We start from the raw sequence: 12,796 nt of genomic DNA, 5'->3' as shown, positions 1-12,796 counted from the left end.
ACTCTATATGACGATAAACGTACATTCATACGAAAGTATGGGAACATTCGACGGGCCGGGCTTACGGCTCGTCGTTTTTCTTCAAGGTTGCAATTTCCGCTGCCTGTATTGCGCCAATCCCGACACGATAGCCGGCAAAGGCGGTACGCCCACCCCACCGGAAGAGATTGTCCGCATGGCTATGAGCCAGCGTCCATTCTTCGGAAAGCGCGGCGGAGTCACTTTTTCAGGCGGAGAACCTACGTTTCAGGCGAAAGCGCTAGTCCTGCTGGTTCGCGAACTGAAAGAGAAAGGGATTCACGTCTGCATAGACAGCAACGGCGGCATCTGGAATGAAGATGTGGAAGAGCTTTTCAAACTGACCGACCTCGTATTGCTTGATATCAAAGAGTTCAACCCCGCCCGCCATCAGACACTGACCGGAAGAAGCAACGAACAGACCATCCGCACGGCGGCATGGCTCGAAGAGAACGGAAAACCGTTTTGGCTGCGATATGTGTTAGTGCCCGGATACAGCGATTTTGAAGAGGATATCCGCCAACTGGGAGCAGCTTTGGGAAAGTACAAGATGATTCAGCGGGTAGAAGTACTGCCTTACCATACGCTGGGTGTACACAAATACGAAGCCATGGAGCAGGAATACAAGCTGAAAGATGTAAAAGAAAATACCCCCGAACAACTTGAAAAAGCTGCGGGAGTATTCAAAGAGTATTTTGCTACTGTGGTGGTCAATTAACCGCCACAGTAATAAATAGAGAGAATCACCATGTCTCTGCTTTCACCTCGAAGCAGGGACATTCTTTTATCCGCTCCCAAGGGTCAACAATTCCATTATAATTGGTGTCAGGACTCAAATCACGGTGCCCCACCACCTTTGCTTCCGGATAACGCTGCAACAGTTCACCCACCAGGCGACGCAAGGCTTCCTTCTGCCGGGGAGTGCGCGTATCCGCAGCCTTCCCGTTCTCATCCAGTCCGCCTTCATAGCACACCCCTAAACTGACCGCATTGTAACCACGTGCATGAGCGCCCACCGTATCTTCGTCACGCATCGGTTCTATCTGTCCCGACTTGCGCACGTAGTAATGATACCCCCAGCACGAGAATCCCCGGAAGCGGTGAGCCGTGTCCACATCCCGCGCCGTAAAATCACGGTCGGCACGGGTGGCAGAACAATGAATCACAATCAGGCTAATCTTCCGCATCATCCCTCTTCCTTTCTGTCGTCTTCACGTTGCACACTTCCTTGTGCGTAGTATTGTAACGCACCTCTCTCACTACCCTATCACGCTTTCTCTTCCCCAAAAAAGGAATGATGTACATGATAACTTCCAAAATCTTGCTTACGATTTCTTTCATCTTTTCTCTAAAATTAATAGGTTATCAAAAAAGGAGAATATTAAGCAGCCGGGTCTGGTGTTTCACCATCATCGCCCGAACCGCCGCCACCGTCGGGGTCTTTATCATCCTTGCCGGTATCACTGCCCGATTGAGCCACCGCACGCGTCGACACTTGCTGATAACTTAGGATTTTCAGCAGTTCCGCCAACGTCTTTCCGGGACGGAAAATGATATGTGCCCCTTTAATCATCGAGCTTGAGAACTCTTTGACCGATGTGGCGCCTTCACTATTCAAACCGATTTGCAGACTGCCCAAATCACCCAACCGCACGATACGCCCGGCTTTCAACGAGCGTTTTGCCTCATAAAGGATTCCGGAAATCGAAGCCCGCACATCCGTCTCCGTACAGGTGGAACGACTGGTAATCGCCTCGCATAATTCTTCGAAATCCAACTCACCGGCTGCCTGCGCCTGTGCGTAATACTTTGCCGCTTCATCCTTCTTTGCAGGATTCTTGCGCGGTACTACCGAATAAGAAACTGTCATTGCCATAATAAATTAATTTTAAGTTTACGTACATTCGAAATGCATTTCCTTCTTGTTAACGACACAAATATACCACTTCTTTCACAGCCCATATTCCCCAACGAAGTTTCTTGATTTCCAACGAATAAAAGCGATGCCAATCCTTTAATAAACCTGTTATTTTCAGTAACTTTATAGCATATTACAAGAACAAACCGATATGAATTACAAAGAAAATTCCTTTATTATCCGCACCTATACGAAAGCGGAACTGGCTCACCTTTACAACCCCACCATTGGTATAAAAGTAGCTTTACAAATTCTCCGCCGATGGATTATGCATAACCCCACTCTCCTACACGAACTCGAAGAAGAAGGGTATCACGCACGCAACCGTCTGCTCTCTCCCCGCCAAGTGGCAACCATTGTACGTTATTTAGGCGAACCCTAATCCTAATAACTTCTGCCCATAATGTCAAAAGTTCTTTTACACCTCGCGACAAAGAAGTTCCTTTGCAACCGCAAATAAAAAAACAACTAAAGAATGAAACATTTTACCATCTTCCTTGACTTCTACCGTATCATAGCAGAAATGACCGAAGAAGAGATTGTATCCACCATCGGCAGTTCCAAGTATCGGGATATGGTCGAGGAAATACGCCGCACTTTTCAAGAGCAAGGCGAAAAAGCAGCCAACGAGAAGAAGAAAGAGCTGCCATCCGTCACATTCTCAGCCAGCTACCGGGGTGGACGCTCAAGTGCGACACTCATCAGCTATCAAGGATATATCGTCATAGATATCGACCACCTGAATCCAGAAGAGTTGACACGCATCCTGTCCCTGGCGAAAGAATGTAAACATACCCGCATCGCCTTCGTCAGCCCCAAAGGTATGGGACTGAAAATCATAGTACGCGTATGCCACCCGGACGGGACATTGCCCGAAACGATTCAGGAAATAGAAGATTTCCACAATGCCGCCTACAACAAAGTAGCTTCTTTCTACGCCCAACTTTGCCAGGTAGAGATTGACACGTCCGGCCAAGATGTGGGGCGCACCTGCCTGTTCTCGCACGACCCTCATATTTACTTCAATCCCGATGCCAGTGCTTTCGTAGTGGAACAGCCGCCCATGTTCTATAAATCGCAAAAGAAGAGGAAGAAAGCCCTCGTAAAGGAAAAGCAAGGAACAACAAAAGGCAAAAATCCGGTGAATGAGGAAACTGCGCTCAACTATCACTTTGCGCACGTTTCACTAATGGTCACTCTGAATTATTATCATAACAAATCCGAAGAGTACACCACCGGAAACCGGAACAATTATCTGCATCATCTGGCATGTACATACAACAGGCACGGAATCCCGCAGGAAGAAGCGGCAACCTTTATTAAAAGCCAGTTCACCGACTTGCCTGCGGACGAAACGGATTCATTGATTGACAGTGCGTACTCGCACAGTGAAGAGTTCAATACACGCAAACTGAACAGTACCCAAAAACGGATGCTGCAAATAGAACAGCACATCAGTGAGTGTTATGAAACCCGCTACAATGAATTGCTTCATATCATGGAGTATCGCCGAAGGCTCCCCGACACCGAACAGCCGGAGCCTTTCCGCATACTGGATGAGATGATGGAAAATAGCATCTGGATGGAGATGAACGAACTGGGCTATGCTTGTAACGTAAAGACGATTCAGAACTTAATTTACTCTGATTTCAGCGCAAGCTACCACCCTATCCGTGAGTATTTTGATTCATTGCCCGAATGGGACGGGACAGACTATATCCGTATCCTGGCGGACAGCGTACGGACAAGCCGCCAGAGTTTCTGGCAAGAATGTCTGGAACGGTATTTGGTAGCCATGTGTGCAGCCGCTACCCGCGATGAGATTGTAAACCATACGGTTCTGCTGCTTTGCAGCGAGGTGCAGAATATAGGTAAGACAACTTTTATCAACAACCTGCTCCCGCCCGAACTACGTGCTTATCTTTCCACAGGCCTGATTAACCCGAACAACAAAGATGATTTGGCTAGAGTAGCCCAGGCAATGCTCATCAATCTCGATGAGTTTGAAGGAATGAGTGGACGTGACATGAGTGCGTTCAAAGACTTGGTCACCCGTAAAGTGATTAGTATCCGCCTGCCATACGCACGCCGTTCGCAGAATTTTCCACATTCCGCTTCCTTTGCAGGAACGTGCAATTATCAGGAGATACTTCACGACACAACGGGCAACCGCCGCTATCTTTGTTTTCATGCCGACTCTATCGAGTTTATAAAAATCAATTACACGCAGCTATATGCACAGATAAAGTATCTGCTCAATAAACCGGGGTATCAATATTGGTTCACGCAGGAAGACAATGCACGGCTTGAAGCAAACAACGAGGGCTTCTTGTTTCACACGCCCGAAGAGGAACTTGTACTGACCCATATCCGCCAACCGGAACGTTTTGAAACGGTACAGCATCTCACAGTCAGCGAGATTGCCGAGTTAATTCACGAACGCACCGGTTATCAGTATTCAACCGGTTCGAAGATTCAAATTGGCAAGGTAATGGCAAAGCATAATTTTGAGTTCAAGAATGGAAGAAACGGGAGAAGATATGCTGTATATGTTATCAGTACGGAACAGATAAGGTCGAACAGGCTATATGAATAAGAGGAAGTGTTTATAACATAAATGCAGAGCTGTCTTTTACAACTCTGCATTTTTTGTTTCTATAGATTCATCGAAAATTCGATTCTACAACCCAAAGCATTCATTATCCGATAGAAAGTAGATACCTTAGGCTCAGTCTGCCCACTCTCCACTCTTGATATATAAGAGCGGTCGGAACCGATACGCCGGGCTAATTCAGCCTGACTGATTTTAGCCTTTTTCCGCGCATCCTCAATAATCTGTCCCGTGTAAAAAGCATAAGCTTTTTCTTCTGCTTCCGCACGTTCGGGAGTACCTTCTACGCCGAATTTGGCGTCAAGAACAGCATCATAATCTACTATTTGATGATTGTTTATCTGCATAATATTCCTCCTTTATTTTTACTGCTTTATCAATTTCACAACCGGGTGTCTTTTGGGACTTCTTTTGAAAGCCATTGAACAATACGACAATTTTGCCTTCATCAAAAATAAAAAATACCCGATATATGTTACTATTATACTCTGTACGAAGTTCAAAAACTCCATCCCGAATAAACTTCACAAATTTAGCGGAGAGTCTTTCTTGTGTTTTCAACAAGAGTAATCCATATTGGATCTTATCTTGTTCCTTTTCGGTTAAAGTCTCCATGAAAGCCTCAAAGTAACCTCCGTATGTACGGATCTTACGTTTCTTTTCCATATTGCAAATATAAGATTTGTTGTTCAACTATACAACAAATCAGCCTGTTTTATATTATTTTTCATTCTATTTACCGCATAAGTGTGAGGGGTGTGAGGGAGGAATTGCAACCTTTTACTCTTATATTTTATTTTTTCCTATCTATATTTTCTAATAAAATAGACACGAATGTTAGAAATCCTCCCTCACACCCCTCACACTTTCTCTTTTTCTTCTTTAAAAAGACGGCGGGAAATCCGAAAAATACAACCGTCTTTTTCAGATTTCCCGCCATCTTTTTAAAGTTAAGTTCGAAGCTATACTCCCAACACTATATTAGCATCAATATTCAATTTCCTACTTATCTCACGAGCCACTTTTAATGTCGGCTCACACTTACCCGAAATATAGTCACTAAGACGTGAAGGACTGACTCCTATTAACTGAGATAGTGACTTTTGATTAAGTCCCATCTCGTACATACGAAGTTTCAGGACATCGACAAGTGAAGGCTCTCCCAAAGAAAAATGTTCTTCAGAATAGTCAGCAACAAGATTAGAAAGAAGTTCCAACTCTATGCTGTTAGGGTCATCCAAAGGAGTATCATCTTTCACCAACGGAAGAAGCTCCTCTACTCTTTTTACAGCCCATTCATATTGGGTTTGGTTCTCTATCTTCGTCATACTTTCAAATATTAGAACAATCTATCATTTGTAACTTGAAACAAAAATAATCATTATCCTTGAATATAGTGCTTACATAATAGATTAAAAAAAGGCTGAAAGTGGCAGAAATCCGACAATGATTATGTTTTCAGATTTCCCGCCACGTTTTCTAATCAGCTTCCAGGCCACCCCGGACTATTCAAAATCCCCTTCCGAATAATCTTTAAACTCTCCGGAACGCTCTTTCTTCTCATAAGAAACCAACGTCTCCACACTAAGCGCTTTCCCATTTTTAGGACTTATGACATCTATCACATTCGCCAAAGAACGAAAAGTCTGTTCGCAGTTTGCTACTCCGTCATACGTAAGACGACCGTGATCGATAGCAGCCAGCACTACGGAAATGTACTGCTTCGGGTCGCCCAGATATTCGATAGTGGCAGGCGTATGCGATTCAAGCTCCCGAACCAACAGACCGACTAATCTTTTTTTTGGTCGAACAGCTCAATTAGTTTTTCACTCTGCACATTGATTTGTGCATCTACTTCACGAAGTTCATTTTTCAATGAACAAAACAATTCATCATTACATGAATTTTCCATAAAACTATTATTTAATTGATTATAAAAAAGCCATTCCGGGAAGAAAAGTAATCATTACTTACTTCCCGGAATGGTGACTAATACCTCGAAAACAAAAATTTGTATTCTAACCTAACATTCTTATTTTAAACATCTGCCTTTTTTGACTTTGCATTCCAAACGAACAAGGCAAACAATACTGAAAGCAATGCCGCACCAATCCAAAACCAATTGATATAGGTGAAGTCGTAAACATCGACTCCATTCTGAACGGTTTTGTGACCTTCTATTAGAATACCGCTCATCACATCTTGCAGTCCGGCTCCGATGTAGCTGGCAATGCCGACTACTCCCAAAGCAGCACCCGAAGCATTACGGGGAGCAATATCCACTGCCATCAAACCACCCAGAAAACAAATCAGCACTCCGATACCTAAACCAAAAAGTACCATTGCCAACACGTCTATCCAAAAATGAACTCCCGGGACTAAGAGAAACAAACAAAGTGCTACTACATTCATTACCCCAAATACTAAAGCCGGAATATTACGACTGCCGGAAAACATTTTATCGGAAATGATACCTGAAAATACCGTGCCAATGATTCCACAGATAGAACTGATTGATATTATAAAACTGGCATCCAACGTAGAATAGCCCTTTTGAGCTTCCAGATAGAAAACGCCCCAACTGTTCACAGCATAGCGACTGATATACATAAATGCACTTGACAAAGCCAAAATCCAAATTGCGGGATTCTTCAAAACAGCCTTTTGTGCTTTGTTGAAATCTTCCGTTTGTTTACCAGGCAAAGAATGGGAATCCACAGGTGAAGAATCTTTGTCCAATAAGAATCCCTGGCTCTGTGGCGTATCACGCATAAAAACAAGCATCATCAGGAATCCCAGGATACCAATTACTCCAGCTCCAATCATTCCATATCTCCACCCCATCCCACTGACTAGCAATGCTATGGAGATAAACGTCAATGCTTCGCCCAAATTATGACTGGCAGACCAAAAACCATAGAAAGTCCCCCGCTCCTTACTGCTATACCACCGGGTCAGCGAAACGACACCGGACGCTGCCCCCATTGACTGAAACCAACCATTCAGCCCCCAAAGTATGACAAAAGCATAAAAGGAGCTAGTGAAACCCAAACACAGGTTTATCAAAGCGGAACATAATAATCCGGTAGACATAAAACGCCGTACATTGCTACGGTCGGCAAGAAATCCATTCGTCAGCTTACCCACTGCATACACGAAGAACAGGCAGGAACCTATGATTCCTAATTGAGTTTCGGAGAATATTCCTTCCTCTACAATCGGTTTGCGCACTACGTTCATACTGAGACGGCAAACATAGTAGATGCCATATCCGGTAGTAGCGGACAGGAACGTAGCCCAACGGATACGCTTGAAGCGTGAAGAACGTTCGGAATCAGTCTCTCCCCCAGCTAGCGGGGAAGAGATTTTATAAAAATCCAATATTTTAAATGACATAACCGAAGTTTACATATTAATGAAAGGCGTCTATCTTATGCTCATTACGTTTCTTACGGGCTTGCAAGTATTCCAGTAAATAAGCGGTACGATCGGTCTGAATGATGGTTGCTCCAAGTTTATCTATCAAATATCCATATCCTTCATCCGGATTTTCCAACGATTTATCATCGTCATGCCCGCCTGCCATTGTATCCCAAAGGGTATTATACCAAATTTTACTTTTTCCTTCAAGTTTAGCCCTCACCTGTTTAGGAAGTTGGCAAGTATCCAATTCGAACAGCAACTCAAAAGCTGCGGGATGAAGTTCTTTCATAAAATCATCTATTTGCTGCATAGCTCCCGGTCGATCCAAATGTACGATAGGCATATATATAATCCGGTCTAAATATTTTCCCAAATCCTTCTTTACTTCCGCAACAGGTTTTGAGCCTTTCATAATGACCTGCCCCACGGTTCCGGTTTTCTCCAAGATGGGAAAAATCTCATCGAATATCGGATATGCCTTATCCAAATTTACCATCACACACCCTTTAGCTGTCAATAACGCTTCTTCCAATGTAGGCACACGGTGTTTTGTTTTCAAAGCCGCACCATTCTTCAGACGGAGTGTCCGGATGGAATCCAGTGTCCATTCGGCAATCTTGCCCTTTCCGGTGGTCGTTCTATCCAAAGTCTTATCATGCATAAGAATCAACTGTCCATCTTTTGTCTTCTGAATGTCCAGCTCTACTACGTCGGCTCCCAACCGGATAGAGCTTTCAATCGCTGCCAGCGAATTTTCAGGTGCAAAGCGCCAGTCTGCCCGGTGGGCAACGACAGTGATTTCTTTATTATCGGGATTTGTTATCTTTGCGAAAATAGCCTTTACCGGTTCATCTGCAAACAGGCAGAAAGGAAACAGCAGGACAATTACTATGATTATATATTTCTTCATATTCATTCTTGTTATCTATATTCTTTAGATTTCAAATACTTGGCTGCCACTTCGACATAATCAGTCTGTACAATATTAATGCGCTTGTTTATCATACCTACAAGCCCCGAATAGTTCTCTGACAGCATATTCGTATCATTCGCCCCTACAATATTGGAGAAAAGAAGCCAACCTTTAGATTTAATATCTTCGGTCATTGCGCCCGAAATAGCATCCGAGGTAGATAGTTGCATCATCTGTACATTGTCCGTATAGGAAGAAGCAAAGTAAGTAATATCGTCCGCCGCTTTTGCCATCGGATGCAGTAACAGACTGCCGTTTGCCGCTTTCAAATCATACGCATAATTGCGATTGTTCGATACATACAACAGAACTTCGCTTTCCATGTCGAGTTTTTTAAGTAATGACACCATTGTAGCTACGGTAACGTCTTTGTTGACAATATCCAAATTGAAATACACCTTTCCTTTCCCCTTTTTCAATGCGTCCTCTAAAGTCGGAATACGTTCGCCCGTCAGGTTGCCTGCCGCATCTTTAAGATAGAACTGTTGTAGTTGCTGATAGGTATAATTTCCTACCGCGCCGCTTCCGTTGGTGGTTCTGTCGATGCTATTATCGTGCATCAGCACCAATATCCCGTCCGAGGTGGGACGTGCATCCAGTTCGATCATCTCTACTCCGGCATTGATGGCATATTCTATGGAAGGCAATGAATTTTCCGGTATGCCGTTGGCTATGCCCTTCTGTGTGTTTGCCCGATGGGCACAGAGCCAGACTTTATATGAGCTATCCTCAAACAGGTTCTTTAAATCGGCCTTCAGATTTCCCGTGATGGGGAGTTGTCCGCCCGGCTCACCGCCCGGATTTTCGCCCGAACCGCCCAACTGTGCACTAGAATGACGGCTGTCTTTCCCTTTCATCGGCCACGCGGAAGCTGCACTTCCGGTGATACCTTCATCTTCCAAGGCTACCAAAACACTCTTTGACGGATCTACGGTATTCGTGACACCGATATAAATTGTGCCGTCCGGCCCGATTGTCGGTGAGCTCCATACCTTTCCGATACCTGCTTCCCAGTTGTCTTTCAGAGGGGAATCACTTTCATTAATCAGTGCGGCGAGGTCTTTTTTCAGGATTAGCTGTTCTTCCGATGCTTCGGGTTTAATGATATAATAATTACCGGACTGGGTTCCAAAATGAATATTTCCGGCCTGGTCGATTGCCGCACATCCACTGACATCTTCCGGCACACCGTAATGCCATTGAATAACTCCATTAGGAGACAAAGACACCACCCCGCCCGTAGCTTCGCCCGGAGCACGTTTTACAGTTACAATGATGCTTCCGTCCAGACCTATCACAACGCCACCTTGATCCAATGTTCCTACATTTCCCAACGAGGTGCGCCATTTTTCGACTCCGTCACTTCCCATGGCAAAGGCACTGCTTCCTATTCCAGGGAATGTGGCAATCCCATAGATTGTTCCGGCTCCATCCACTGCTACGGAACCATTCATATTTTCCGAAGGTTTGTCATTCCCCGAACTATATACCTGCCATGCCCACGTCACATTACCGCCTGCATTCAACGCAGATGCCGAAGCACCGAATAATCCATTCTTTCCGCCTGACCAAATCAACGTGTTGTTCGCCAATGCCATTCCGGCGGATACTCCGCCCGACGGTCCACCCGAATTGTCCGCGTTTGCCACATAACCTACTCTGTATCCGGTGTTCTTATCAACGGCAAGCACCGAACCGGTAGAGCCGCCATTACCCATATAGACGTGGTTTTCTCCAATCGCGCAGGTCAGGTAATTGATACGGGGTGTGGAAGCCTGCCCTTTATTCCAGAATCCTTTTTCGGCATCTCCGGCAACTACCCATTTCTTTGTTCCATTGGGATTAACGGCATATACACGCCCTACTTTACCACTTGTGTCACCAGTTCCTACATAAACAGTACCATCCGTATCAATGCTCGGAGTTGTATGCGTATTGCCGGACGGAGAATCGCCATCGGCGGAAGTCCATAAATCGAATTCCCAAAGCTGTTCGCCTGTTGCGGCGGAGAATTTACGTAAATAATGGTCATTGGAAGTCATATACACATTATTATCATCACTGACTGCAGGAGCCGTGGAACGTATTTCTCCCAGTATATGGGCACCTACCCACTTCAGTTTCACATTCCCGACTTCGGGCAGAGGTTCTGCTTCAATCGTCAGCAATTTATGAGCCATTGCGTAATTTCCTTTGCCATCTTTGACGTGCAGAGTCACTGTATAGGCACCATTCGTTTCATAAATTACTTTAGGGGCAATCTCGGTCGAAGTCTTTCCGTCCCCCAAATCCCATTGGCAGGTATAGTTGCCTTCTCCGCCCATCGTTTCATTCGTGATACTGACTTCTTCGCCTACATAATAGGTCGTCTTGTCAAAAGCAAATTTAGCTGTCAGTGCATTTTCTTTCCAATCATCCGAACATGCCGAAAGTACCAGCAGGCAGATGAAAAACGTCACAAATATTTTTATATTCTTCATACTCTGTTCTTTCTAAGATAATTAATAACCTGGATTTTGAGGATAATTTTCTTCTCCCGCCAAGTCGCGTTCCGACTGGGGCACCGGATAGTACATCAGATAGTTTCTGCCGTTCAAGGAAGTAAACAAGTCCAGACGATTGGTTCGTTTCAAATCATACCATCGCTGACCTTCCGCGTACAGTTCACGGTGACGCTCATCAAGTATCTGGTTCTGAAATTCAGTATCAGTCATGCTTGAGGGCAGCGAAACGGTGGCGTAACGTTTGTTCATAAACTCTTTCAGTGTAGACAATCCGTTGGCGGATCCCAGTGCTTCTGCTTTAATCAGATACATCTCTGCCACGCGGGTAACTACAATCGGTGTTTGAGACGGTTGTTCATTGGTGACAAACTGACCGGTACTTCCATTCGGGAATTTGATAATGCGGCTATTATCCGCACCAAACACAGCTTTTGCACGTATATCTTGTTTCTTGACGGTTGTGTCATCGTAGAGATGTCCGTAACAGTCAGTAGAGGGAGAATAATCCCAGGCAGAATCAATGTCGTTCACCGTTTGGTAGAATAGCAGCAGACTAGTGCTGCGTTTGTTGGCTAGTGCAAAGACCAGTTCTTTGCTACTGCTGTTGGAGACAAAAGCATTGGCATACCCGGTCGATGTAGCACTCAATGCAAAGCCGGATTTAGCAATCACCTTGTCGGCATAGGCGGCTGCGTTCGTATAGTCTTTCAAAGACAGGCATACTTTGGCATTGAGCGCGTCACAAGCACTCAGAGAGACATAAAAGCGGTCTGTAAATTCGGGCAGCAGTCCTTCCGCTTTCGCCAAGTCTTCTTTTATAAAACTCCACACTTCTGCTTCGGGAGAGATGGGAACAACATCATAGGTACGTTTACGTAAGATAGGAGCTCCACCCCAACGAGTGACCAGATGATAGTAAATCAAAGCTCTGAAATAGTATCCGGTGCCACCTGTCTGCTTCAGCATCTGGCTCTCTTTATTGGATGATGCCTCGTATGTTTCGACCAGAAAATTAACTTGCTTCAAAGATGTGAAACATTTCTGCCACTGGCTCAATACCTCTTTAGAACCGGGAGCCATCAACATCGGATCGTTCAGCGAGAAGGCGGGGCCTGCCTTGAAATTCTCACCTTTTATATCACCGTCCATATAGAACTTGAATATCAGTTCTTCCATTTCGGCGTACACTCCGTTCAATAGCTTTTCCAAATCGGATTCGCTCAACATATCTTGAGGTATCTGATCCTTAGGACGCATATCGTCGAGCATCCCCGAACAACCTGTCATCCACAAAAGGCAAATGCTACACAGCAAATAGTTGATTATAGTATAATATCGTTTCATACATC

15 protein-coding genes are annotated in these 12,796 nt (G+C 44.8%); 3 read left to right on the top strand and 12 right to left on the bottom strand.

The window, feature by feature from the left end; genetic code table 11:
* The first annotated feature begins 7 nt into the window (after positions 1-7).
* Complete coding sequence (pflA, locus tag BacF7301_RS14355; RefSeq protein WP_167963793.1) at positions 8-736, top strand: pyruvate formate-lyase-activating protein; 729 nt, start codon at positions 8-10, stop codon at positions 734-736.
* A gap of 25 nt (positions 737-761) precedes the next feature.
* Here the strand turns inward: pflA and BacF7301_RS14350 are convergent, their stop codons facing one another.
* The 3 genes from BacF7301_RS14350 to BacF7301_RS14340 are packed head-to-tail and all read right to left on the bottom strand — an operon-like array spanning position 762 to position 1,894.
* Complete coding sequence (locus tag BacF7301_RS14350) at positions 762-1,205, bottom strand: N-acetylmuramoyl-L-alanine amidase (protein WP_167967210.1); 444 nt, start codon at positions 1,203-1,205, stop codon at positions 762-764.
* Positions 1,192-1,359, bottom strand: a complete 168-nt coding sequence (locus tag BacF7301_RS14345; protein ID WP_167963791.1) for a hypothetical protein — start codon at positions 1,357-1,359, stop codon at positions 1,192-1,194. Before BacF7301_RS14345 ends, BacF7301_RS14350 begins: the two co-directional genes overlap by 14 nt.
* 40 nt (positions 1,360-1,399) lie before the next feature.
* Positions 1,400-1,894, bottom strand: coding sequence for an HU family DNA-binding protein (locus BacF7301_RS14340; RefSeq protein ID WP_167963789.1), 495 nt, complete (start codon positions 1,892-1,894; stop codon positions 1,400-1,402).
* Between the two features lie 193 nt (positions 1,895-2,087).
* On the opposite strand from BacF7301_RS14340, the gene BacF7301_RS14335 reads away from it, so the two are divergent.
* Both BacF7301_RS14335 and BacF7301_RS14330 read left to right on the top strand, forming a co-directional pair.
* The gene (locus BacF7301_RS14335; RefSeq protein WP_167963787.1) at positions 2,088-2,318 is read left to right on the top strand and encodes a DUF4248 domain-containing protein; all 231 of its coding nucleotides are present in this window, start codon (positions 2,088-2,090) and stop codon (positions 2,316-2,318) included.
* Between the two features lie 93 nt (positions 2,319-2,411).
* Positions 2,412-4,532 (top strand): virulence-associated E family protein, encoded by a 2,121-nt coding sequence (locus BacF7301_RS14330; protein WP_167963786.1) that lies wholly within the window; start codon positions 2,412-2,414, stop codon positions 4,530-4,532.
* A gap of 59 nt (positions 4,533-4,591) precedes the next feature.
* Here BacF7301_RS14330 and BacF7301_RS14325 read toward each other — a convergent pair whose 3' ends face one another.
* The 9 genes from BacF7301_RS14325 to BacF7301_RS14290 form a co-directional block, all read right to left on the bottom strand.
* Positions 4,592-4,894: a helix-turn-helix domain-containing protein gene (locus BacF7301_RS14325; protein WP_167963784.1), complete on the bottom strand. Its 303-nt coding sequence runs from the start codon at positions 4,892-4,894 to the stop codon at positions 4,592-4,594.
* Positions 4,860-5,213 carry a type II toxin-antitoxin system RelE/ParE family toxin gene (locus BacF7301_RS14320; protein WP_167963782.1) on the bottom strand — a complete coding sequence of 118 codons (354 nt, stop codon included), beginning with the start codon at positions 5,211-5,213 and terminating at the stop codon, positions 4,860-4,862. Before BacF7301_RS14320 ends, BacF7301_RS14325 begins: the two co-directional genes overlap by 35 nt.
* A gap of 296 nt (positions 5,214-5,509) precedes the next feature.
* Complete coding sequence (locus BacF7301_RS14315; protein WP_073348210.1) at positions 5,510-5,875, bottom strand: helix-turn-helix domain-containing protein; 366 nt, start codon at positions 5,873-5,875, stop codon at positions 5,510-5,512.
* Between the two features lie 177 nt (positions 5,876-6,052).
* Positions 6,053-6,328, bottom strand: a complete 276-nt coding sequence (locus BacF7301_RS14310; protein ID WP_167963780.1) for a hypothetical protein — start codon at positions 6,326-6,328, stop codon at positions 6,053-6,055.
* A gap of 8 nt (positions 6,329-6,336) precedes the next feature.
* Positions 6,337-6,459, bottom strand: a complete 123-nt coding sequence (locus BacF7301_RS26045; RefSeq protein WP_256380237.1) for a hypothetical protein — start codon at positions 6,457-6,459, stop codon at positions 6,337-6,339.
* Positions 6,460-6,584: 125 nt separating this feature from the next.
* Entirely contained in the window at positions 6,585-7,943 is a 1,359-nt protein-coding gene (locus BacF7301_RS14305; protein WP_167963778.1) for an MFS transporter, read from the bottom strand.
* A gap of 16 nt (positions 7,944-7,959) precedes the next feature.
* Positions 7,960-8,880 carry a glycerophosphodiester phosphodiesterase family protein gene (locus BacF7301_RS14300; protein WP_167963777.1) on the bottom strand — a complete coding sequence of 307 codons (921 nt, stop codon included), beginning with the start codon at positions 8,878-8,880 and terminating at the stop codon, positions 7,960-7,962.
* 11 nt (positions 8,881-8,891) lie between these two features.
* Positions 8,892-11,423 (bottom strand): glycerophosphodiester phosphodiesterase family protein, encoded by a 2,532-nt coding sequence (locus BacF7301_RS14295; RefSeq protein ID WP_167963776.1) that lies wholly within the window; start codon positions 11,421-11,423, stop codon positions 8,892-8,894.
* Positions 11,424-11,444: 21 nt separating this feature from the next.
* Positions 11,445-12,791 carry a RagB/SusD family nutrient uptake outer membrane protein gene (locus tag BacF7301_RS14290; protein ID WP_167963775.1) on the bottom strand — a complete coding sequence of 449 codons (1,347 nt, stop codon included), beginning with the start codon at positions 12,789-12,791 and terminating at the stop codon, positions 11,445-11,447.
* Positions 12,792-12,796 lie beyond the last annotated feature (5 nt).

Source organism: Bacteroides faecium (assembly GCF_012113595.1).
GTDB lineage: Bacteria > Bacteroidota > Bacteroidia > Bacteroidales > Bacteroidaceae > Bacteroides > Bacteroides faecium.
The sequence above is the reverse complement of the archived record's forward strand: the minus strand, read 5'-3'. Positions and strand labels throughout refer to the sequence as shown.

Excerpts from the sequence above, each read along its gene's own strand:
- pflA (WP_167963793.1), top strand. The coding sequence starts at position 8 with ATGACGATAAACGTACATTCATACGAAAGTATGGGAACATTCGACGGG.
- BacF7301_RS14350 (WP_167967210.1), bottom strand. The coding sequence starts at position 1,205 with ATGCGGAAGATTAGCCTGATTGTGATTCATTGTTCTGCCACCCGTGCC.
- BacF7301_RS14345 (WP_167963791.1), bottom strand. The coding sequence starts at position 1,359 with ATGAAAGAAATCGTAAGCAAGATTTTGGAAGTTATCATGTACATCATT.
- BacF7301_RS14340 (WP_167963789.1), bottom strand. The coding sequence starts at position 1,894 with ATGGCAATGACAGTTTCTTATTCGGTAGTACCGCGCAAGAATCCTGCA.
- BacF7301_RS14335 (WP_167963787.1), top strand. The coding sequence starts at position 2,088 with ATGAATTACAAAGAAAATTCCTTTATTATCCGCACCTATACGAAAGCG.
- BacF7301_RS14330 (WP_167963786.1), top strand. The coding sequence starts at position 2,412 with ATGAAACATTTTACCATCTTCCTTGACTTCTACCGTATCATAGCAGAA.
- BacF7301_RS14325 (WP_167963784.1), bottom strand. The coding sequence starts at position 4,894 with ATGCAGATAAACAATCATCAAATAGTAGATTATGATGCTGTTCTTGAC.
- BacF7301_RS14320 (WP_167963782.1), bottom strand. The coding sequence starts at position 5,213 with ATGGAAAAGAAACGTAAGATCCGTACATACGGAGGTTACTTTGAGGCT.
- BacF7301_RS14315 (WP_073348210.1), bottom strand. The coding sequence starts at position 5,875 with ATGACGAAGATAGAGAACCAAACCCAATATGAATGGGCTGTAAAAAGA.
- BacF7301_RS26045 (WP_256380237.1), bottom strand. The coding sequence starts at position 6,459 with ATGGAAAATTCATGTAATGATGAATTGTTTTGTTCATTGAAAAATGAA.
- BacF7301_RS14305 (WP_167963778.1), bottom strand. The coding sequence starts at position 7,943 with ATGTCATTTAAAATATTGGATTTTTATAAAATCTCTTCCCCGCTAGCT.
- BacF7301_RS14300 (WP_167963777.1), bottom strand. The coding sequence starts at position 8,880 with ATGAAGAAATATATAATCATAGTAATTGTCCTGCTGTTTCCTTTCTGC.
- BacF7301_RS14295 (WP_167963776.1), bottom strand. The coding sequence starts at position 11,423 with ATGAAGAATATAAAAATATTTGTGACGTTTTTCATCTGCCTGCTGGTA.
- BacF7301_RS14290 (WP_167963775.1), bottom strand. The coding sequence starts at position 12,791 with ATGAAACGATATTATACTATAATCAACTATTTGCTGTGTAGCATTTGC.